Consider the following 21,224-nt stretch of genomic DNA (forward strand, 5'->3'; position numbering starts at 1 on the left):
TCAGTGGCCTTCTCAGTTCAGTAGGCGAACGACAGCGTCTCGCCGTCGTCGGATTTGTCGTCGTCGGAGGGTTCGTGGGGCATCGTCGCGGCTACGCCGCCCTTGACGAAGCGGACGATCAGGAAGATCTCGACGCAGGCCAGCACGCCGTACACGGTGGTGAGGCCGATCAGCGAGGTCAGCATCTCCCCCGGCGTCACCCCGGAGGACACGGCCGACGCGGTGTACATCCACACCCCGTCCACTCCGGAGGGGTTCGGGTTGGGTGCGACGACGAACGGTTGCCTGCCGAGCTCGGTGAAGATCCAGCCGAACGCGTTGCCGAGGAACGGGGTGGCGATGCTCGCCACCGCCAGCGGCCCCCACCAGCGGCCCTTCGGGAAGCGGCCACCGCGGGTGAACCAGAGGACGGCGACGGCACCGAGCGCGGCGACCCCGCCGAAGCCGATCATGAAACGGAAGCCCCAGTAGGTGGCGGGCAGGTTCGGCACGTAGTCGATGGGCTGCCCGGCGAACTGACCGAGCCGCGGGTCGTCGGGGTAGTTCGTGCCGTAGGCGGCCTGGTACTGCGGCACCAGCGCCTGCACGCCCTCGACCTCGCTGGTGAAGTCGCCGTTGGCCAGGTACGAGAGGATGTAGGGCACGGTGAAGCTCTTGACGTCCTCGCAGTTCTGCCGCCCCACGTCGCCGTAGGCGAAGATCGAGAAGCTGGCGGGCTCCTCGGTGTGGCAGAGCGCCTCGGCGGAGGCCATCTTCATCGGCTGCTGCTCGAACATCAGCTTGCCCTGCACGTCGCCGGAGATCGCGAGCCCGGCGAAGGCGACCACGCCGACCCAGGCCCCGAGCCGCATCGAGGTGTGCCAGAGCTTCCGGTCCTCGTCGTCGCGCGGCGAGTTCCGGTGGTGCCGCACGATCTTGTAGGCGCCGATGCCGATGAGGAACGACCCGGCCACGGCGAAGCAGCCGAAGACGGTGTGCGGGAACGCGGCGAGCACGGTGTTGTTGGTCATCACCGCCCAGATCGAGGTCAACCGCGGCCGCCCGTCGACGACCTCGATGCCGACCGGGTGCTGCATCCACGAGTTCGCGGCGAGGATGAAGTAGGCGGAGGCGACCGTGGCCAGCGAGAACGCCCAGGCGCAGGCGAGGTGCACGCCCTTCGACAACCGGTCCCAGCCGAAGATCCACAGGCCGAGGAAGGTCGATTCGACGAAGAACGCGACGATGCCCTCCATCGCCAGCGGGGCGCCGAACACGTCGCCGACGAAGCGGGAGTACTCGCTCCACGCCATGCCGAACTGGAACTCCTGGACGATCCCGGTGACCACGCCCATCGCGAAGTTGATCATCATCAACTTGCCCCAGAAGCGGGTCATCTTCAGGTAGCGCTCGTTGCCGGTGCGCCACCACGCCGTCTGCATTCCCGCGACCAGCAGGGAGAGCCCGATGGTCAGCGGAACCATCAGGAAGTGGTAGACGGTCGTGATCCCGAACTGCCACCGGGCGATGTCGAGGAGTTCCACGCGGCCAGTCTGCCGGGGCCGGGCACCCCGGTTTCAGGGGCCGCCGTCCCCCTCGTGCCAGGACGGAGGTCCCGGGTCCGACCAGGACTTTCGTCCCGGGTCGCCGCGGCGGGATGTGATCTTTTCTACCGGACGGATCCCATGATCGGAACCCCTCTCGCCCGGATCGGGGCCGCGGCGGCGCTCGGCGCGGTCCCGGGGATCAGCGGAGCGCTTCGGCCACCGCTCGGGCCGAACCGGCGACCAGCGGCCCGACCTCCTCGACGGCGAGGGGTTCCAGCGCGAGGACGCCGACGCTGGCGCGCAGCGAGGGCACGCCCAGCACCGGTGCGGCGACGCCGTAGCCGCCGCAGTGCAGCTCGCCGCTGCTGCTCACCCACGGCGGCCCGTCCGCGAGCAGGTCCACGGCCCGGCCAGCGGCACCACGCTGCACGGGGTGCCGGGAACCGATCCGGTAGGCCACGTGGTGGCTGGTCCAGGACGGTTCGGCGACCGCGACGGCCTGCGCCTCACCGCCGTCGGCGACGGTGAGGTGCGCGGTGGCGCCGACCTGCTCGGCGAGCTCGTGCAGCGCGGGCGTCGCCGCGAACCGCAGCTGCGGCAGCACGCGTCCGGCGACGCGCAGCACGCCGAGCCCCAGCCGCACCCGGGTGCCCTCCCGGCGCACCAGTCCCCGGTCCTGCAGCGGGCCGAGCAACCGGTACACGGCGGCGCGGCTGACGCCGACGGTGGCGGCGAGGTCGCTGATGGTGGGGGCGGCGCCGTCGGCTTCGGCGACGGCCTGCAGCAGGTTGAGCCCGCGCTCCAGGGTCAGCGAGGTCTCCTTGGCGGGGGCGTCCTTGGCCGCGCCGCCCACCGGGTGCCCGTGGCCGCCAGCCGGGCCGCGGCGTCCCGGGTCAGCGGGACCGGGCCGGTGCGCCGCCCGCGGCGGGGCCGGATCGGGAGGTCGCGCCGGGTCGGGGGTTCGGGCCACCGGTCACCTCCAGGTCGCGGACAGCACCGTGCCCGTCACCTCGCTGAGGCCGATCACCGAACCGTCCGGTCCGGGCGCGGTCCCCCCGAGTGTGACCCGATCACCGTCCTGGAGGAAGGTGCGCTGCTCCCCGTCGTCCAGCGTGATCGGTTCGGCGCCGCCCCAGGTGAGCTCCAGCAGGCAGCCGCGCTCCTCCTTGGCCGGCCCGGACACGGTGCCGGAGGCGAACAGGTCGCCGGGCCGCACGGTCGCCCCGTTCACGGTCAAGTGCGCGAGCTGCTGCGCCGGGGACCAGGCCATGTCGGCGAACCGCGGCCGGGACAGCACGATGTCGTTGCACCGCACCTCCAGCGACAGGTCCAGCCCCCACGGCTCGGTCTCGGCGAGGTAGTCGTGCAGGGCGTGCTCCCGTTCCGGCAGCGCGATGCGCGCGTGCTCGAAGGCCTCCAGCGGCGTGATCCACCCGGCGATGGACGTCGCGAACGACTTCGCCAGGAACGGGCCCAGCGGCTGCGATTCCCACAGCTGCAGGTCCCGCGCGGACCAGTCGTTGACCAGCGCCACGCCGAAGCAGTGCTCGGCGAAGTCCTCCGTCGGCACCCGCGACGCGGTCTCCCCGCCGCACACGAAGCCGACCTCGGCTTCGAAGTCGAGCCTGCGGGTGGGGCCGAACGCGGGGTTGCGGTCGCCGGTGGTGCGCCGCTGCCCGCTGGGCCGCGGCACGTCGGTTCCGGAGACGCGGACGGTCCCGGCACGGCCGTGGTAGCCGACGGGCAGGTGCGTCCAGTTCTCCGGCAGTTCGCTCGCGCCGCGGCGCAGGATGCGGCTGACGTTCCGCGCGTGGTGCGGCGAGGAGTAGAAGTCCACGTAGTCGGCGACGGTGAACGGCAGCACCATCGTGTGCCAGTCGGTGCGCACCAGTTCGGCGCCGGCGGGCGCGCGGTCGGCGGTGACCAGTTCGGTGAGCCGCTCCCGCAGTTCCCGCCAGCGCGCCCGCCCGGCGGCCAGCAGCGGGTCGAGCGAGCGGGCGCCGACCAGTTCGGACAACCGAGGACCCAGCGAGTCCGCGACACCGCGCAGCGGCAAGGCGTGCTTGCCGACCCGCACGGCCACCACCGGTCCGCTCGCGGTGACCAGCACCCCGTACGGGAGCGTCTGCGGTCCGAACGGCTTGTCGGCGGCGAACTCGGGGTCCTCGATCCAGGTCACAACAGCCCCAGCCCTTCCAGGTCGGTCACCGGGTCGGTCAGCGAGCAGGAGCCGTAGGAGGCGAACACGTCGCGCACGGCGGTCGCGGCCGCGTCGGACAACGAGCCCGCTTCGGCGGCGAGGGCGTCGCCGTCGGCGCTCTCCAGCGCGTCGCGCACGTCCTTGCCGGACAGGCAGCGGGCGGTGGCGACGAGCAGGTTGAGGAAGCCGTGCTGCATGAACCCGGTCGCCGGGTCGGCGCCGCGGACGGCGGTCTGCATGCCCGCGGTGGTCTTGAACGGGACGCTGAGCGTGCTGACGGTGGCGAGGAAGTCGGCGACGACGTCGACGGGCGGCACCGATTCGGAGGTGGGCCCGCCGGTGCGCAGCTTCGGCCAGCAGCCGTGCTCGGCGACGCGCTTGATGCCGTCCAGCCAGCCTTCGGGGCTGCGCCGGGGTTCGACGACGCGGATGACGTCCTCGGGCACGAACTCGGAGACGCGTTCCAGCCAGACGTCGTCGACGTCGGAGGGCGCGGGCATCTCGACCATGCGCAGCGCCAGGAGTTCCTGGCGCCCTTCGATGATGGACAGCGCCTTGGGCACTCCGCCGAGCCCGGTGTCGCAGACCAGCGACAGCGGGACCGGTTCGGCCGGCTTGGCCTTGGCGAGCTCGGTGATGAGCTCGGCCAGCCGGGAGGCCTGGCACAGCATCGGGCCCATCACGCCCGAGTACTCACCGGTCCGGGCGGCGAGGTGGGCGTTGACCGCGTGGTCGACTTGCGCGCTGCCCGGTGGGAACAGCGCTGCGTCGTCGACCAGTCGGGCGAACAGTGGCGGGATGCCGCGCGGACCCGGCGCGCGAAGCTCAACAGCGCTTGACACGGCAGACACGCTAATGCCGCGCCGTTCGGTGAACAAAGGTGGCCGAGGAACGGGCGTCCGGCGGTCTTCCCCTGCTGCCGTTCGGTGGATCATCACTGCTGGTGGCGGGCTCCGCCGGGCCCCGTTGATCCACTCGGGTGATCTCGCGGCGGCTGCGCGGGGTGGCCCCGCGGCCGTTCCGCTGCGCGGATCGATCTCGCCACCAGCCGGTCGGGAACCGCGCCGATCCCTCCTCCGGTTCCGCGCCGGGCACCGTCCCGGACCGCGGGAGAACCCCGCGCGGCGGTGGGAACTTCCCGCGCACAGCCCCGCGGTGGGCCGATCAGCTGGTAAGACGGACAGCGGCTTTCCCCTGCGGACCTGCTGGGTTAGGCTTACCTAAGTTGGAGGTGAGCGGTGCGCGAGAGGACGACACGTCGCCCGGCCAAGCCGAACCCGGCGGAGCGGGCCCGAACGATCGCTAGACGAGGTGGCAGGGCCGCGTTGATGCCTTCCGGGGAGAGTTCGGCCCGGATCGCACCGCTGCTGCACCACGTGCATCCGGACGGCACCGCCACGGTGCTGCTCGGCGACGACCACCCGCTGGTCGCGACGGCGTGGCAGGCGCCGCGGACCGAGATCGCGGCGGTGCTGGAGGTGGCCGACCCGACCCCGGTCCAGCTGCGCGAGTCGGTGCGCGGACTGCTGTGGCTGACCGGCCAGATCCGCGTCCTGACCGGGACCGACGCCCGGGAGGACGTGCTGGCGGTCGCCGAGCAGCGCCCGGACAGCCGGCTGCTCGACGCGGGCCACGGCGCCTCGGTGCTCAAGCTGGAACCGGCGTCGCTGGTGCTGGCGGACGCGGAGGGCACCTGCTCGGTGCCCGCCGCCGAGTTCACCGCCGCCCGCCCGGATCCGTTCTGCATGTTGGAGGACGGCTGGCTGCGGCACCTGGAGAGCGCCCACCGGGACGTGGTGGGCATGCTCGCGCGGCACCTGCCGGACGACCTGCGCGGCGGGCACATCCGCCCGCTGGGCCTGGACCGGTTCGGGCTGCGGCTGCGGGTGGAGTCGGCCGACGGCGATCACGACGTGCGGCTGGCGTTCTCCGAGCCGGTGGAGACCGCGGAGTCGCTGGGCCTGGAGCTGCGCCGCCTGGTCGGCTGCCCGTTCCTGGCTGGCCAGCGCTCGGCCTGATCCCGTTGCGGCGGCGCGGGTTCCGCCGCGCCGCGCGGGTACGGTTCCGCAGGTGAGCACCTTGCGCGAGTGGCTGGTCCCGGCCCGCCCCGAGGAACCGGCCCGGCTCGCCGATCCGGCGCAGCGCCGCGCGATCGGCGTGGAGCTGGTCGTGGTGTTCGCGGTGACGCTGGGCATGTCCGGCCTGCAGAGCCTGCTGTCGCTGCTGGACGCGCTGTCCCAGCCGCAGTCGCTGGCGGACCAGGCGGTGGCGATCAACGCGCCGCAGGCGGAGGCCGGGCTGCTGGACCTGGCGCAGCAGCTGGCGAACGTGCTGCGGCTGTTCGCCTGGGGCGCGCTGGGGATCTTCCTGCTGTGGCGCGGCGGGGTCGCGCTGGCGCGGATCGGCCTGGACCGCTCGCGGCCGTGGCGGGACGCGCTGGGCGGCGCGGGGCTGGCGGCGCTGATCGGCGTGCCGGGGCTGGGGTTGTACCTGACGGCGCACGCGCTCGGGCTGAGCCTCACCGTGCAACCGTCCACTTTGGACGACGCGTGGTGGCGGGCGCCGGTGCTGGTGCTGTCGGCGTTCGGGAACTCGTTCGCCGAAGAGGCGCTGGTGGTGGCGTACCTGCTGACCCGGTTGCGGCAGCTGGGCTGGTCGGAGAACCGCTCGCTGTGGGCGTCGGCGGTGCTGCGCGGCAGCTACCACCTGTACCAGGGCTTCGGCGGGTTCGTCGGGAACGTGGTGATGGGCCTGGTGTTCGGCCGGGTGTGGCAGCGCGCGAACCGGTTGTGGCCGCTGGTGGTCGGGCACGCGCTGATCGACGTGGTGGCGTTCGTCGGTTACGCGGCGCTGCGCGGGAAGGTCGGCTGGCTCCCCTGACGGCCCCGCCCGGCGAACGGCCCACCCGTCCGGCCCGGTCGGGCGAACGGGCCGTCCGCCCGGCGGTCGGCGGGTCGATCCGAGTCGTCGACGGTGGACAACGGATCGCCCTTCCGGTGGTCGTTCAGCGCAACGTTCGATGTTTTTCACGCGCGGGCAGCCCTGTTTTCGATCGTGACGGCTAGGCTCGATGACGTGAACCCACGCGCGAGCGAACCGCACGTGCGCAGCGAGGTCGGCCCGCTGCACACCGTCCTGCTGCACCGCCCGGGCGACGAGCTCAAGCGGCTCACCCCGCGCAACAGCGACCAGCTGCTGTTCGACGCGATCCCGTGGGTGGACCGCGCGCAGGCCGAGCACGACGCGTTCGCCGAGGTGTTGCGCTCCCGCGGCATCGAGGTGGTGCTGCTGCACGAACTGCTGGTGGAGACCCTCGCGGATCCGCGGGCGCGGGCCGCCGCGGTGCACAGCGCGGTGGACGAGCGCGAGCTCGGCACCGACATCGCCGACGTGCTCCGCTCCCACCTGTCCACAGTGGACGAGAAGGCGCTGGCGGGTGCGCTGATCGCGGGCATGACCTTCGAGGAACTCCCCGCCGCGGAAGGCGATTCGCTGGTGCGCCGGATGCACCTGCCGCACGACTTCGCGCTCACCCCGTTGCCGAACCTGCTGTTCACCCGCGATTCCTCGGTGTGGGTGGGAGATCGCGTCGCGGTCGCCTCGCTCGCGATGCCCGCGCGCCGCCGCGAATCGGCGATCACCGACCTGATCTACGCCTACCACCCGCGGTTCTCCCGCTCCGGCCGCGCGTACGGCGCGCACTCCGCGCCGGTGGAGGGCGGGGACGTGCTGCTGCTGGCGCCGGGCGTGGTCGCGATCGGCGTCGGCGAGCGCACCACCCCGGCAGGCGCGGAGTCCTTCGCCCGCTCGATGTTCGCCGACGACCTCGCGCACACGGTGCTGGCGGTGCCGATCACCCAGCAGCGCGCGTCGATCCACCTGGACACGGTGTGCACGATGGTCGCCGAGGACGCCGTGGTGATGTACCCGGCGATCCAGCACTCGCTGACCGCGTACTCGCTGCGCCCGCACGAGGACGGCGTGTCCGTGTCCGGCCCGGAACCGTTCCTGGAATCCGCGGCGCACGCGATGGGCATCGACCGGCTGCGCGTCATCGACACCGGCCTGGACCCGGTGACGGCGGAGCGCGAGCAGTGGGAGGACGGCAACAACACCCTCGCCCTCGCCCCCGGCGTCGTCATCGCCTACGAGCGCAACGTGGAGACGAACTCCCGCCTGGAGGCCGCCGGCGTGGAGGTCGTGCGCATCAGCGGCTCCGAACTCGGCACCGGCCGCGGCGGCCCCCGCTGCATGTCCTGCCCCATCACCCGCGAATCGCTGTAGTCAGGGCCGCGCCCGCTGCCGCAGTTCGAGCAGATTCCTTGCCTGCCGCCCGCATTCCGCGCAGGTCGGGTCCAGCCAGTCCACATCGGACGGTTCGACGAGCTCCGCCGAGGTGCCGCACAGCGCGCTGCGCAGCTCGCCTGCGCGCGGCGGCCGATCCGGGCTGAACCCGTGCCGCTCGCCGCGCATCGGGCGCCAGTACACGACCAGACCTGAGCTACCACCGAGCACGACGATCACCTCTCGTTCCAACGGAATCCACCGGGGAGGACGACGGCCCCGGTCCCGGCCGGTCGGGGAGGTACCGGTTCCAGGGCCGCCGCCGACGGTGACTCGGAGTGGTCTATCGTCACCGTCTGAACATGACCGTATTGCACCGCCAGGTAATTACCTAGTGATGTAAGTCGATCGTGTGTCGACTTGATCTCCGACCTGCGCATTCGACTGGGAGCACCGACATGGCACCGACCTCCCCGACCGTCGCCGCATGGGCACTGGGGCTGCGCCTGCGCGAGAAGCGGACCGAATCCGGCCTGAGCGGCGCGAAAGCGGCCGAACGCATCGGCACCGCCGCCGCTTACCTGTCCGATGTGGAGCACGGCAAGAAGACCGTCGCGGCGGAACGCCTGAACAAGATGATCGAGGTGTACGACTTCAACGCGGACGAAGCCGAAGAACTCCGAGCGCTGCGCGAAGATGCCACCGGCCGCGGCTGGTGGACCAAGTACTCGGCCCTGTTCAGCGAAGATCTCCTCCGCTTCTTCGGCTTCGAGCACGGTGCGGAGAGCATCTGCTCCCACGAGAGCGGCGTCGTCCACGGCATGCTCCAGACCGAGGCGTACGCACGAGCGATCATTGAGGCTGGCCAGGCGAACCTCCGCATGGCCGAGGTGGAGCGCCGCGTCACGAGCCGCATGCTTCGAGGCTCTCGCCTTCGCGGTGACGACCCGCTGAAGCTCACCGTGCTCATGAGCGAGGCGGTCCTCCATCAACGGGTCGGTGGGACGGAGGTGCTGCGAGAGCAACTGGAGCACTTGGTCGACATCGCCGAGGCGGATTCAGAATCCGTACAAATGCACATCATCCCGTTCGAAGCCGGTGGACATCCCGCGCTCGGCGCCTCGACGTTCCACCTGATGACCTTCCCCAGCGCGCGGCTCCCGACCTTGCTGTGGCAGGAATCCGTCACATCCACCCAGCTGGTCATGGACGGATTGACCGCACGGGAATACGACCTGGCGTTCCACGAAGCAGCGAACCTCAGCCTGAGCCGAGAAGACTCGATCACGTTGATCAAAGAGACCGCCAGGAGCCTCTAGCTTGCGGTTACAGTAAAAACATGAATCCGGCCCACGTTGCAGCCCTGCGCGAAGCACGCTGGCGAAAGTCGAGCCGAAGCAGCAGCAACTCGTACTGCGTCGAGGTCGCCGTGGCCGAGCGAGCGGTCGCGGTGCGCGACACCAAGGACCGCACCGGCGGCACGCTCGGCTTCACCCGATCCCAGTGGACGGCGTTCCTCACCTCCCTGTGAGCGACCGGATCGAGCGATCCGGCGTGCGCACCGCCCCGCGCTGCCAGGGTGGAGGCATGGGATTCGGCATCGCGCATCGGGAGGAACCGGCGTACAGCGAGTTCGGGCTTCGGGTGGAGCAGGTCCAGGTGGGCAGGAGCGACGCGCAGGTGCTCGTGCCGGTGGTGGACGGGCGGGACCTGTTCGGCGACGTGGTGCCGGTGAAGGGGATCGGGCGGGATCCGGACGACCTGCTCGGGCGGCACGGCCCCCTGCTGCCGACCGAATGGCCGCATCCGCCGCCGACGACGCTGCTGTGGCGCTGCGACTGCGGCGTTGAAGGGTGCGGATTCGCCAGTGCGCGGATCGAGCACGACCGGTTCAACAATGATTACGACCACGTGGTGTGGACCGATTTCACGCTGCACTGCCTCGGCGATGCCGAGCCTCCGCGAGAACTGCGGTTCCGCACCCGGCAGTACATCGCGGAAATCGTGCGCCTCCACGCCGACCGCACGTGGGAGACCGAACTGCGGCGCACCGCGCGGGAAGTGGCCACGGCGCTCGACGGCGATCCCGCGATCCTCGGGCAGTGGGACTGCGCCCTGCGGTGGGCAAAGCCACACGAACGCGCCGGCCAGGTATCCGTGCTGGTTACGGACGGTTCAGCCGAGTACTCGACGAGATACGACGGCGCCGCGGGCGCGGCGGAGATCATCTCCCGACTGCGCGCCACCGACCCGCGCGAGAGCGCCGAGCGCACCTACTCCAGACCCGGCTGAATCCACTTAGGATTGCCTTGCCGAAATAAGGCAAAGTAAACTTAACCAAGGTTCGGCGAACATTTCCAAGGGTTACCTGACGAATTGCGAGGTGTCAATTGGAGCGTATTCTTCATGCCATGCCCACCACCGCAAAGAAGATCCAGCCCCGCGAATCCCGATTCCACCAGCTGCTGCAGGACCAGGTGCGCAACGAGCTCACCGCCTCGCAGCAGTACCTCGCGGTCGCGGTGTGGTTCGACAACGAAGACCTGCCCCGGCTGGCCGCGCACTTCTACCGCCAGTCGATCGAAGAGCGCAACCACGCCATGATGATCGTGCAGTACCTGATGGACAACGACATCAAGGTCGCCATCCCGTCCATCGAAGAGGTCCGCAACGACTTCACCGAGACCCGGGAGCTCGTCGCCCTCGCCCTGGAGCAGGAGCGCGAGGTCACCCAGGAGATCGTGACGCTGGCCAAGGCCGCCCGCGACGAAGGCGACTACCTCGGCGAGCAGTTCCTCCAGTGGTTCCTCAAGGAGCAGGTCGAGGAGGTCTCGCAGATGTCCACGCTGCTGGCCGTCGTCGACCGCTCCGGCGGCAACCTGTTCGACGTGGAGAACTTCCTCGCCCGCGAGACCGTCGGCGACGAGGGCGCCGACCCCACCGCGCCGCCCGCCGCGGGCGGAGCGCTCTGAGCTGACCGCACCCACCACAGCGGCCGACGGCCCCCTGCTCACCCGAGCCGGGGGCCGTCGCGCGTTCCGGGTCAGCCCGGGTCGGACGGTTCGGTGGACGGCTCCGTCGGTTCCGACGTCGGTTGCGGCTCGGACGGTTCGGACGGCTCCGCGGACGTGGACTCCGGTTCCGAGGTGACCTCCCGCAGGATCGACAACCGCTCGTCCTCGGCGTCCTCCGCCGGATCGCCCCGCTCCGGCGGCGACCAGCGCGGCACCCAGCCGCCGCCCGGCGCCGGATCCGCGGGCACCGGCGGGGACGTCGGCAGCGGGATCGGGGGCTGCACCGGCGAGGTCGACGACGTGCTCACCACCGGCGCCACCACCGGGCGCACCGGCCCCGGATCCGGCCGCGCCACCAGCACCGCTCCCCCGCCGAACAGCACCCCCATCGCCAGCACCCCGCCCACCGCGGCCAGCGTCGTCTGCCGCTTGCGCCGCCGGCGCGCGCCCGCCACCAGCGACCACTCGGCGCCCGTGCGGACCGGCACCTCCAGCCGGTCGTCCGCGAACATCCGGCGCAGCTCGTCGTCGAGGTCGCCCATCACATCCCACCGCCCTCGAACACCGGACCGAGCCTGCGGCGCAACGTGGCCAACGCCTTGCTGGCCTGGCTCTTCACCGTGCCCGCGCTGACGCCGAGGGTCTCGGCGATCTCCGCCTCCGACAAGCCCTCGTAGTAGCGCAGCACCACCACGGCGCGCTGCCGCGGCGGCAACCCGCGCAGCGCCTGCCACAGCGGCTCGTTCTCCAACCGATCCGGCGACTCCACCGCGGGCACGTCCGGGAACTCGGCCAGCAACGTCTCCCGGCGGATCCGCCGCCACCGGCTCACGTGCGCGTTCGCCATCGCCTTGCGCACGTACGCGCGCGGCTCCTCGCACTGCTGCCGGATCCTCGCCCAGCGCGCGCCGACCTTCTCCAGCACCGTCTGCACCAGATCGGCCGCGTCGTGCGGGTTCCCCGTCAACGCGTGGCCGTAGCGCATCAAGCCCGGCAGGGCGACGCGCACGAACTCCGCGAAATCGTCCTCCGTCGCCATATCCCCTTGCAGTGCCGGGCGCGACCAGCCCACCGAGGCCTCCGACGAGGCGCGCACGGCAGGCATGTGAGCGGTCACGCCGCCTCCCCTCCCCGGGCTTTCGCTGCGGAGAGGACACGCGAGGCCGGGGCGCGCGGTTGCCGGAACGAGGCCTATTCACTCGAACGGCCCAGCGCGCTCCCGGCCGGGGAACCGCGTCAGCGCAAGGTGACCTGGCGGCCGCGCAGCCCGTCGCGGGACCGGCGCTCGGTCGCGTCCAGCGGCGAGTCCTCCAGGGACTCCAGCGCTTCCGCCAACCGGCGGCCCAGCGCCGCGGCCGGCTCGTTCCACTCCCGCGGGTGCTTGTCCCGGTCCAGGTCCCACACCGGCACCAGCACGCCGTGCGCGCGGAACGAACCCGCGAACCGGCTGTCCTCGTCCAGCGCCAGCTCACCGCGCGCCGACAGGCGGGCCAGCGCGGCCAGCAACTTCTCCTCCGGCTCCGGGCGCACCCAGCGCAGGTGCGCCTTCTCGCCCGGGTCCACCCAGTACGCCGAGCGCGCGCCCTCCGCGGTCAACCGCTCCGTGGGCATGATCGCCGCGTTCGCCCGCTCCAAGGACAGCGCGACCTCGCCGGTCGCCTCGGTGCCCTCCGGCAGCCACCACGCGAAGTCCTCGTGCAGCTGGACGTCCAGCTCCGCAGCCGGGTCGAGCAGGTCCTGCAGGCGCGTCCGGACCTCCGCCTGCGCCGGCTCCGGGCCCACCACCGGCAGCGACTGGCCCGGCTCCGCCTGCTGCACCCACTCGATCGCGCGGGCCAGGTCCCGGCTCAAATCACCCGAACGGGTCTGCACCTGGAGGCCGATGAACGCCTGCCCGTCCGTGCGGCGCACCGCGGCCGCCGCCATCGGCAGCACCGACGCGACCGTCACCTCCGGGCCGGACAGCAGCGGCAGCCGTGCCGTCGCCGACGGCACGAACTCGCGCAGCGCGACCAGATCACCCTCCGCGGCGAGTCCCTCGAAAGGCCTGGTCACGATCACATCGGTGGCGCCGCCCGCCTTGCCGTGGCACGCCTTGTAGCGCTTCCCCGACCCGCACGGGCAAGGCTGCCTCGGGCCGACGGCGCCCTCAGCTCGCTGGGACGGGGTGGCCGTACGCTTCGACACTCGAAGCCTCCTCGCAGCTGTGACAAGACCCACCGACGCTATCGAGCCGCCACCGCGACCGACGTCCCGGGTCAGCCGCCCGACAACCGCAGCCGCGTCGCACCCGGCCGGTTCGTCGCCACGAACCGCACCCCCGCGCGGCGGCACAGCTCCACGTCCGCCGGGTCGTCCACCGTCCAGCAGTAGGTGTCCCGGCCCCGCGCCGCCCACCGGCCCGCCAGCTCCGGGTCCCGGCGCAGCAACCGGATGCTCGGGCCCGCCAGGTCGGCCCAGCGCGGCAGCTCCCCCGCCCGCGCCGCGCGCGACGCCCGGTCGAACAGCAGCACCGTCGGCACGCCCGGCGCGTCCGCCCGGAACCGGCGCACCGCCGCCGACGAGAACGACATCATCACCACCGGCGACTCGTCCTTGTGCGCGGGCGCCGACACGCCGTGCCGGGCCAACGCCGCCGTCAACTTCGCCTCCACCAGGCCCGCGTAGCGCACCGGGTGCTTCGTCTCCGCGAACAACCGGATCCGCCTGCGCTGCGCGCGCACCAGGCCCAGCAGGTCGTCGAAGGTCAGGATGCGGCGCTGCGCGGCGCCCACCGCCGCGCTCGCCCGCGGCTCGAACACCAGCTCGTCCGCCGACTCCGGCAGCTCGTGGTGCCAGTGCGCGAAGTCGAAGCGGGACATCGCGGGCAACGTCAACTCGCTCACCACGCCGCGGCCCGAGGAGGTGCGGTCCACCCGGCGGTCGTGCACGCACACCAGGTGTCCGTCCCGCGTGACCCGGACATCGCACTCCAGCGCGTCGGCCCCCTGGTCCAGGGCCACCTGGTAGGCGCCGAGGGTGTGCTCGGCGCGTTCCGCCGACGCACCGCGGTGCGCGACGACCTGCGGGGAACCCATGCCGGGCATTATCCCGACCGCCCGCCCGAGCCCACCACGCCGGAGGCCCGCCAGGTGAACGGGCCATCCACCCGGTACGGCTGGACGAGTGGGCCACTCACCTGGTGGGGCTTCTGGTGGGTCGTTCGCCTGCGGTCAGATCAGCGGGGGGCGTCCGCCGGCCGAGCCGCGCGCGGCGGTTCCGGGGCACCGCGGACGCCGACGACGCGCGGGCGCGCCAGCAGCGTCGGGTCCGACGGCACCAGCAGGTTCGTCACGTACGTGATCACCCGCATCGCCAGCACCGCGCACGCGGCCGCCGCCACGTCCGCCCAGAAGTGCAGCACCACGCCGTCCGCCATCGCCTGCACGCCGTCCCGGAAGCCCCACAGCAGCGCGGCCCAGCCCAGCAGCAGGCTCAACGCCCACGAACCCCACCACCACCCGACCAGCCGCGACGGCCGCGGACGCTCCGCCGCACGACGCGCACCGGCCGCCACCAGCACCCCGTGCTCCAGCTCCGCCAGCGCCGTGCCCGGCGCCACCAGGTTCCAGCCCGGTACCAGGACGCCCGCGACGACCTGCCACTCCGGGCGGCGCGGCACCACCTCCAGCTGCCGCGCCGACGCGCGCCGCGCCCACACCAGCCACAGCACCGCGAACACCCCGCTGGTCGCGCCGAGCAGCCAGCTCAGCACGCCCGACGTCACCACCAGCGTGTCCGACAGGTCCAGCGCCACCTTCGACAACGCCGAACCGCGGCTCATCAGCAGCAGGCCGTACCGCCAGGCCTCGGCCACCGCCGCCACGCCGGACACCGCCGCCATCAGCCACAACGCAGACCACGACATCGCCGACAGCCACGTCACCCGCTGCACCGGGTCGACCTGCGGGCGCGTCGGCAACGCCAACGGCCACCGCCAGCCCAGCAGCGGAAAACCCCAGCGGGGGACGCCCGGGTAGGACGGCGGGCCCGAATAGCGGGCCGGTGGGCGCGCGCGGCGCCGCGGCCGCAGGCCACCGGGCGGAGTGGCCACCCACTCCACCCGCAGGCCCGATCCGGCCGGGCGGTCCGGCGGCGTCGTCACAGCACGATCGGGTCGGCGCCGGGCTCGTCCGACACCACCGGGCGGCCGATCGCCGACCAGCCGTTCATGCCGCGCTCCACGTTCACCGCGTCCCAGCCGTTCGCGTTCAGGTAGGCCGTGACCCGCGCGGACCGGCCGCCGGAGCGGCACACCACGTAGACCTGGTCGGCCTCGGGGATCTCGTCGAGGCGCTGCGGCACCTCGTTCATCGGGATGTGCAGCGCGCCCGGGGCGTGGCCCGCGGCCCACTCGTCGTTCTCCCGCACGTCCAGCAGCACCGACTTCGCGTCCGGCAGCTCGGCGGGCAGCTCCTCCGGCGGCACGCCGGGTACTTGCATCGGGGTAGTCACGGACCCGATGCTGCCACGCCGCCCAGGCGATCAGTGCTGCGGGGTGGACTTCTCGGCGCCCGCCCCGGTGAGCGAGCGGACCTCCATCTCCGCGTACTTCGCCGCGTTGTGCGGCTCCTTGCTCAGGACGGTCCCGAGGTAGCCGAGCAGGAAGGACACCGGGATCGAGATCAGCCCGGGGTTCTTCAGCGGGAACCACGCGAAGTCCAGCGCCGGGAACATCGCCTCCTCGTTGCCGCTCACCGCGGGCGAGAACACGATCAGCACGATGGTCACCGCGAGCCCGCCGTAGATGCTCCACAGCGCCCCGGTGGTGTTGAACCGCTTCCAGAACAGCGAGTACAGCAGCGTCGGCAGGTTCGCCGAGGCCGCGACCGCGAACGCCAGCGCCACCAGGAACGCCACGTTCTGCCCGTTCGCCGCGATGCCGCCGAGGATCGAGACGATGCCGATCACCACCGCGGTGATCCGCGCGACCTTCACCTCCTGGTTCTTGTCGTCGACCTTCCCCTTCTTGAGCACGTTCGCGTAGATGTCGTGCGCGAACGATGCCGAAGCGGTGATCGTGAGGCCGGCGACGACGGCGAGGATGGTCGCGAACGCGACCGCGGAGATGAACCCGAGCAGCAGCGGGCCGCCCAGCTGCAGCGCCAGCAGCGGTGCCGCCGAGTTCACGCCGCCCGGCGCGTCCTTGATCGCCTCGGGCCCGACCATGGCCCCGGCGCCGTAGCCGAGCACCAGCGTGAACAGGTAGAACAGCCCGATCAGCCAGATCGCCCACACCACGGAGCGGCGGGCTTCCTTCGCGGTGGGCACCGTGTAGAAGCGCATCAGCACGTGCGGCAACCCTGCGGTGCCGAGCACCAGCGCGATGCCCAGCGAGACGAAGTCGAGCCTGCTGGTGCTGCTGGCCCCGTACTGCGCGCCCGGGTTGAGCAGCTCCTCACCACCGGCACCGGCCCGCTCCACGGCGGCCCCGAGCAGCCCGGACAGGTTGAACCCGTAGTGGCCGAGCACCCAGAGGGTCATCACGAACGCGCCCGCGATGAGCAGCGCGGCCTTGATGATCTGCACCCAGGTGGTGCCCTTCATGCCACCGACCAGCACGTACAGGATCATCAGCGCGCCGACGACGGCGATCACGATGGCCTGCTGGCCCTTGCTCTCGATGCCGAGCAGCAGCGCGATGAGCCCGCCGGCGCCGGCCATCTGGGCGAGCAGGTAGAAGAACGAGACCGCCAGCGTGGACAGCGAGGCGGCGGTGCGCACCGGGCGCTCCCGCATCCGGAAGCTGAGCACGTCGGCCATCGTGTAGCGGCCGGTGTTGCGCAGCAGCTCCGCGACCAGCAGCAGCGCCACCAGCCAGGCGACGAGGAAGCCGATCGAGTAGAGGAACCCGTCGTAGCCGTACACGGCGATGGCCCCGGCGATGCCGAGGAACGACGCCGCCGACAGGTAGTCACCGGAGATCGCGATGCCGTTCTGCGGCCCGCTGAACGCCCGGCCCGCCGCGTAGTAGTCCGAGGCGGTGCGCGTGTTGCGGCTGGCGCGGAACACGATGACCAACGTGACCAGCACGAACAGCCCGAAGATGCCGATGTTGAGCCACCGGTTGGACGCGGTGTCGGTCTGCTGCGCGAGGAACGGGTGGGCGGCCTGGAGTGTGGTCACCGCTGCTCTCCTTCGACGCGTTCGCGGATCTGCTCGGCGACCGGGTCCAGGTTCTTGTTGGCGTACCGGACGTAGAGCGTCGTGATGAGGAAGGTGGAGACGAACTGCAGCAGCCCGAGCACCAGGCCCACGTTGATGTTGCCGATGAGCTTGATGCTCATGAACCCGTGCGCGTAGTCGGCGAGCAGGACGTAGACCAGGTACCAGACGAGGAAGATCGCCGATACCGGGAAGACGAATGTGCGCAGCCGTTGCCGGAGCGTGGCGAATTCGGGGCTGTTCTGCGCGGCCGCCCAGGTCTCGGCGTCGATGGCGGGACCTGGGTCGCCGCTGGCGCTGGGGTCGCTGCCGGGGCTGGGGTCGCTCTGGCCCGTGGAGCTCACGGTTGTCCTCCTGGGTAGGAGAGGTCGCGCCCGCCGGCGACGTGTGACCTCTATCTCCTGTCGACGCGCGAACGCTACGTAGTTCGTCCGAATCTGGAAAGACCCCGAACGTGGATTGATATCAATCCGCTGGGTGACCGAAGCGCCGACAAATCCCTGATTATGACACGTGGAGTGACCCCTGTCACGCCAACTACCCGTACGGCCCAATGCGAGACTCGGCAGGTCAGCGAGACGCCCGACCGGCCACCCGGACGAACCGGACGCGACGGCGCGGAGCGGCGCGCACCGGCCGCCCATCGCACGCGGTGAACACCGGGGAGCCCGGTCCCGAGACCACATTCGCGCTGATCACCGGACCGGGGGCACCACCACCGGTCGCCGGGCGCCCGCCGCCGACGCACCGCACCGCCGAACGAGCTGATCCGATCGGGCTAACGCCGGTGCCGACCGCCGGAATCCTTGCTCGGCACGGGCTTGCGCACCCGCCGATCGTCCTGAAAACCCAGCCGGTCCGGCGCGTGCATGCGCAGCATCACCCGGGACACGCCCTCCGGAAGCTGCCGCTTGGTGCCCGCGCTGACCAGCACCATCACCAGGAACGCCACCGGGACGCTCACCAGGGCCGGCTGTTGCACCAGCTCCGCCAGCACCCCTTCGCCGCCCGGACGCAGCGCTCCCACCACCAGCGCCGCCAGCACCAGCGCGCCGCCCGCCACCAGACCGGCCGCCGCGCCGAACGCCGTCAGCCCGCGCCACCACACCCCCAGCACCAGCAGCGGGCAGAACGTCGACGCCGCCATCGCGAACGCCAACCCGATGCTGCGCGCCAAGTCCTGCTCCGCCACCAGCAGCGCCAGCACCATCGGCACCGCCGCCGAGGCGAGCAGCAGCAGCGGCATGTGCCAGCCCCGCACCCGCTGGAAGTTCGACGACACCACCCCGGACAGGCTCACCACCAGCCCGGACGAGGTCGACACGAACGCCGCGAACGCGCCGGCCGCCGTCAACGACGTCAGGACCCCGCCCGGCCAGCTGCTCAGCATCGCGTTCGGCAGCAGCAGCACCGCGGCGTCCGTCTGCCCGGTGACCAGCAGCTTCGGCACGAACAACCGGGACAGCAGCCCCAGCACCGTCGGGAACAGGTAGAAGGTGCCCAGCAGGACCAGCACGAACAGCGCCGTGCGCCGCGCACCGTGCCCGCTCGGATTCGTGTAGAAGCGCACCAGCACGTGCGGCAGGCCCATCGTGCCCAGGAACGTCGCCACCAGCAGCGAGTACGTGCCCACCAGCGAAGCCGAACCGGAGCCGGACGGGTGCAGCCACGAGCCGTTGTCCGGTTCCGCCTCGGACACCACCGGAACCGCCGCGCCCGCCTCGAACGAGAGGGTGCTGCCCGCGTCGACCGCGTACTCCCCCGGCGGGACCCAGGTGTTCGCCTGCCCGTTCGGCTGCAACGGGCCGCCCGGCGACTCCCGCGGCGCGTCCACCAGCACCCAGGTCGGCTCGACGACCCGCAAGGTCACCGGCGTCTCGACCTCCACCGCGGTCCGGGTCTCGAACACCGGTCCCGGCTCGTTCAACCGGTCCGCCGAACCGCCCAGCAGGAACACCCCGAACAGCACGAACGCCGGCGCCGTGATCGCGAACAGCTTCAGCCAGTACTGGAACGCCTGCACCAGGGTCACCGCGCGCATGCCGCCGCTGAACACGCTCGCCAGCACCACCGGCAGCAGCGCCACCGCGCCCACCCAGGCGGGCAGCTCGGTGAGCACCGCGAACGTCAACCCGGCCGCCTGGAACTGCGGCACCAGGTACAGCCAGCCGATCAGCACCACGAACGCCGTGGTCAACCAGCGCAGCCAGGGCGAATCCAGCCGCACCACCGCGAAGTCCGGCACCGTGTAGGCCCCGGACCGGCGCAGCGGCGCCGCCACGAACAACATCACCGCCAGGTAGCCGGAGGCGAACCCGATCGGGTACCAGAGCGCCTGCGACCCGTCCTTGAGCACCAGCCCGGCCACGCCGAGGAACGACGCCGCGGACAGGTACTCGCCGGAGATCGCGGCCGCGTTGCGTTCCTCCCGCACCAGGCGCCGCGCGCGGTGCAGGTCCGAGGTGGTCCGGGCGTGGCTCGACCCCCACACGCCGATGGCGAAGGTCGCCGTCACCACGACGGCGATACCGCCCAACGCCCAGAACACGGAGATCTCCGGCACCGCCGAGCCCCGCTACCGCTCGATCATGTGCAGGAAATCGCGCTCGTGCCGAGCCGCTGCCCGCGAGTACCAGAAGCCGAGCAGCACCATGAACGGGTAGGGCAGCACCCCGAGGACCAACCAGGGCAACCGGATTCCGGCGATCACCATGTCTCCCAGCGACGGCAGCACGTGGAACAGCAGCGGCAGGCCGAACAGCCCGGCCCCGAGCAGACCCGTCATCAGCAGTGCGCTCCGCAGCTGGGCGCGCACCAGGTAACTGACCAGCACTTCGCCGACGCTGGTCTGCTCCTCCAGCTCCATGATCGTACGGGCCACCGGCCTGCTGCGGCGGCGATCGGAGAGAACGACGCGCTGCCTGCGGGGACGGCGGCCGCCTGCGGCGGTCGCCGGTTGTTCCGGCGTCATGCCCGACCGGCCGGGCGGCGGGGCGCGCTCATCCCTGCGACCCCCAGCCCTGTCTCGGCGCGCGCACCAGCCGGTCCTTGAGCTCCCGGGTGTGGCGCCTGCTGACCGGCAGCTCCTTCGGCTCGCCGCCGCCGAGCAGCACCGAGTAGCCGGACGAGGACATCCGCAGCTCGGTGACCAGCGTCATCGACACCAGGTACGAGCGGTGGATGCGGATGAAGTTGGCGTCCGCCCAGCGCTCCTCCAACTGCGCCAGCGGGATCCGCACCAGGTGCGAGCCGCCGTCGGTGGTGTGCAGCCGCGCGTAGTCGCCCTGCGCCTCCACCCAGCGGACCGTCTTGCGGGAGACCATCTTCGTCGTGCCTGCGAGTTCCACCGGGATCACCTCGTCCTCGTCGGCCGCGGCGGGGAGTTCCGCGGCCGTGGCGTCGGCCCGGCCACCGGCGGCGCGTTCGGCCTTGCTGCGCTCGATGTTGCGCAGCGCCCGGTCCACCCGGTCCGCGTCGGCGGGTTTCATGATGTAGTCCAGCGCGCCCACCTCGAACGCCTCCAGCGCGTTCTCCTCGTGGCCGGTGATGAACACCAGCGAGGGCGGCTGCTTGAAGGCGTTGAGCACCCTGGCGAGTTCCATGCCGCTGAGCCCCGGCATCGAGACGTCGGCGAACACCGCGTCCACCACGGAGTCCTCGCCGTCCCGGGACCGCAGCTGGTCGTCGCTGCGCAGCAACCGCAACGCCTCCGCGGCGTCGAACGCGGTGAGCACCCGGCCCACCCGCGGGTTGTTGCCGAGCAGGAACTTCATCTCGTCCAGCCCGGCCATCTCGTCGTCCACCGCCAGCACCACCAGTCCCGTGGTGCCGACCTGCGCGCTCGTGTCCGGTTGAATACTCACTGTAACGCCAATCCTGCCGCGCCGGGTGGCGCACTGTCCACGATCAGGTTTCTCGGCTCGGTGCGCCACGACGGCGTCGTCGCGGAGCCCGGCTCGCACGTGCGGCGTTGCCGAGGGATGCCGTGGCAGCCGC

The 21,224-nt window shown here is 71.7% G+C and carries 23 protein-coding genes; 7 read left to right on the top strand and 16 right to left on the bottom strand.

Annotation, left to right across the window (positions count from 1 at the left end):
* Window positions 1-17 precede the first annotated feature (17 nt).
* The 4 genes from LCD33_RS18640 to LCD33_RS18655 form a co-directional block, all read right to left on the bottom strand.
* Window positions 18-1,523: a cytochrome ubiquinol oxidase subunit I gene (locus LCD33_RS18640; RefSeq protein WP_224958370.1), complete on the bottom strand. Its 1,506-nt coding sequence runs from the start codon at window positions 1,521-1,523 to the stop codon at window positions 18-20.
* A 202-nt stretch (window positions 1,524-1,725) separates the two neighbouring features.
* A complete protein-coding gene (locus LCD33_RS18645) occupies window positions 1,726-2,379 on the bottom strand; it encodes an IclR family transcriptional regulator (RefSeq protein WP_224958418.1) in 654 nt (217 codons plus the stop codon).
* A 120-nt stretch (window positions 2,380-2,499) separates the two neighbouring features.
* Window positions 2,500-3,705: a fumarylacetoacetate hydrolase family protein gene (locus LCD33_RS18650; protein ID WP_224958369.1), complete on the bottom strand. Its 1,206-nt coding sequence runs from the start codon at window positions 3,703-3,705 to the stop codon at window positions 2,500-2,502.
* Window positions 3,702-4,568, bottom strand: a complete 867-nt coding sequence (locus tag LCD33_RS18655; protein WP_224958368.1) for a hypothetical protein — start codon at window positions 4,566-4,568, stop codon at window positions 3,702-3,704. Before LCD33_RS18655 ends, LCD33_RS18650 begins: the two co-directional genes overlap by 4 nt.
* 396 nt (window positions 4,569-4,964) lie before the next feature.
* Between LCD33_RS18655 and LCD33_RS18660 the strand changes: the two genes are divergently transcribed.
* The 3 genes from LCD33_RS18660 to LCD33_RS18670 all read left to right on the top strand — a co-directional run bounded on the left by LCD33_RS18660 (window position 4,965) and on the right by LCD33_RS18670 (window position 8,010).
* Window positions 4,965-5,744, top strand: a complete 780-nt coding sequence (locus tag LCD33_RS18660; protein ID WP_224958367.1) for a DUF2470 domain-containing protein — start codon at window positions 4,965-4,967, stop codon at window positions 5,742-5,744.
* A gap of 52 nt (window positions 5,745-5,796) precedes the next feature.
* Complete coding sequence (locus LCD33_RS18665) at window positions 5,797-6,606, top strand: CPBP family intramembrane glutamic endopeptidase (protein WP_224958366.1); 810 nt, start codon at window positions 5,797-5,799, stop codon at window positions 6,604-6,606.
* 222 nt (window positions 6,607-6,828) lie between these two features.
* Entirely contained in the window at window positions 6,829-8,010 is a 1,182-nt protein-coding gene (locus LCD33_RS18670) for an arginine deiminase (RefSeq protein ID WP_224967136.1), read from the top strand.
* On the opposite strand, the gene LCD33_RS18675 is transcribed toward LCD33_RS18670, so the two are convergent.
* Window positions 8,011-8,262, bottom strand: coding sequence for a zinc finger protein (locus LCD33_RS18675; RefSeq protein WP_224967127.1), 252 nt, complete (start codon window positions 8,260-8,262; stop codon window positions 8,011-8,013).
* 206 nt (window positions 8,263-8,468) lie between these two features.
* Between LCD33_RS18675 and LCD33_RS18680 the strand changes: the two genes are divergently transcribed.
* The 4 genes from LCD33_RS18680 (at window position 8,469) to LCD33_RS18695 (ending at window position 10,982) form a co-directional block, all read left to right on the top strand.
* Window positions 8,469-9,329, top strand: coding sequence for a helix-turn-helix transcriptional regulator (locus tag LCD33_RS18680; protein ID WP_224967128.1), 861 nt, complete (start codon window positions 8,469-8,471; stop codon window positions 9,327-9,329).
* Window positions 9,330-9,349: 20 nt separating this feature from the next.
* A complete protein-coding gene (locus LCD33_RS18685) occupies window positions 9,350-9,541 on the top strand; it encodes a DUF397 domain-containing protein (protein ID WP_224967129.1) in 192 nt (63 codons plus the stop codon).
* 23 nt (window positions 9,542-9,564) lie between these two features.
* Complete coding sequence (locus LCD33_RS18690; RefSeq protein ID WP_224978095.1) at window positions 9,565-10,302, top strand: hypothetical protein; 738 nt, start codon at window positions 9,565-9,567, stop codon at window positions 10,300-10,302.
* A gap of 119 nt (window positions 10,303-10,421) precedes the next feature.
* Window positions 10,422-10,982 carry a ferritin gene (locus LCD33_RS18695; RefSeq protein WP_224958348.1) on the top strand — a complete coding sequence of 187 codons (561 nt, stop codon included), beginning with the start codon at window positions 10,422-10,424 and terminating at the stop codon, window positions 10,980-10,982.
* A gap of 71 nt (window positions 10,983-11,053) precedes the next feature.
* Here LCD33_RS18695 and LCD33_RS18700 read toward each other — a convergent pair whose 3' ends face one another.
* The 11 genes from LCD33_RS18700 to LCD33_RS18750 form a co-directional block, all read right to left on the bottom strand.
* Window positions 11,054-11,566 (bottom strand): hypothetical protein, encoded by a 513-nt coding sequence (locus LCD33_RS18700; RefSeq protein WP_224978096.1) that lies wholly within the window; start codon window positions 11,564-11,566, stop codon window positions 11,054-11,056.
* Complete coding sequence (locus LCD33_RS18705; protein WP_374108091.1) at window positions 11,566-12,141, bottom strand: SigE family RNA polymerase sigma factor; 576 nt, start codon at window positions 12,139-12,141, stop codon at window positions 11,566-11,568. Before LCD33_RS18705 ends, LCD33_RS18700 begins: the two co-directional genes overlap by 1 nt.
* Window positions 12,142-12,260: 119 nt before the next feature.
* On the bottom strand, window positions 12,261-13,211 hold the full coding sequence (locus LCD33_RS18710; protein ID WP_224978097.1) for a DUF5926 family protein: 951 nt from the start codon (window positions 13,209-13,211) through the stop codon (window positions 12,261-12,263).
* A 71-nt stretch (window positions 13,212-13,282) separates the two neighbouring features.
* The gene (locus LCD33_RS18715) at window positions 13,283-14,101 is read right to left on the bottom strand and encodes a glycerophosphodiester phosphodiesterase family protein (RefSeq protein WP_308011299.1); all 819 of its coding nucleotides are present in this window, start codon (window positions 14,099-14,101) and stop codon (window positions 13,283-13,285) included.
* A 140-nt stretch (window positions 14,102-14,241) separates the two neighbouring features.
* Complete coding sequence (locus tag LCD33_RS18720; RefSeq protein WP_224978098.1) at window positions 14,242-15,168, bottom strand: DUF4328 domain-containing protein; 927 nt, start codon at window positions 15,166-15,168, stop codon at window positions 14,242-14,244.
* A complete protein-coding gene (locus tag LCD33_RS18725; RefSeq protein ID WP_224958358.1) occupies window positions 15,165-15,506 on the bottom strand; it encodes a rhodanese-like domain-containing protein in 342 nt (113 codons plus the stop codon). The genes LCD33_RS18720 and LCD33_RS18725 overlap by 4 nt, the downstream gene beginning before the upstream one ends.
* Before the next feature lie 42 nt (window positions 15,507-15,548).
* On the bottom strand, window positions 15,549-17,189 hold the full coding sequence (locus LCD33_RS18730) for a cation acetate symporter (protein WP_374108090.1): 1,641 nt from the start codon (window positions 17,187-17,189) through the stop codon (window positions 15,549-15,551).
* A complete protein-coding gene (locus tag LCD33_RS18735) occupies window positions 17,186-17,500 on the bottom strand; it encodes a DUF485 domain-containing protein (RefSeq protein WP_224958354.1) in 315 nt (104 codons plus the stop codon). The genes LCD33_RS18730 and LCD33_RS18735 overlap by 4 nt, the downstream gene beginning before the upstream one ends.
* Window positions 17,501-18,006: 506 nt before the next feature.
* Window positions 18,007-19,791 carry a cation acetate symporter gene (locus LCD33_RS18740; protein WP_224958341.1) on the bottom strand — a complete coding sequence of 595 codons (1,785 nt, stop codon included), beginning with the start codon at window positions 19,789-19,791 and terminating at the stop codon, window positions 18,007-18,009.
* Between the two features lie 12 nt (window positions 19,792-19,803).
* Complete coding sequence (locus LCD33_RS18745; protein WP_224958340.1) at window positions 19,804-20,109, bottom strand: hypothetical protein; 306 nt, start codon at window positions 20,107-20,109, stop codon at window positions 19,804-19,806.
* Window positions 20,110-20,227: 118 nt separating this feature from the next.
* A complete protein-coding gene (locus LCD33_RS18750; RefSeq protein ID WP_258349521.1) occupies window positions 20,228-21,085 on the bottom strand; it encodes a LytTR family DNA-binding domain-containing protein in 858 nt (285 codons plus the stop codon).
* Window positions 21,086-21,224 lie beyond the last annotated feature (139 nt).

The sequence above is a fragment of the Saccharopolyspora sp. 7B genome (assembly GCF_020177435.1).
Lineage (GTDB): Bacteria > Actinomycetota > Actinomycetes > Mycobacteriales > Pseudonocardiaceae > Saccharopolyspora_C > Saccharopolyspora_C gregorii.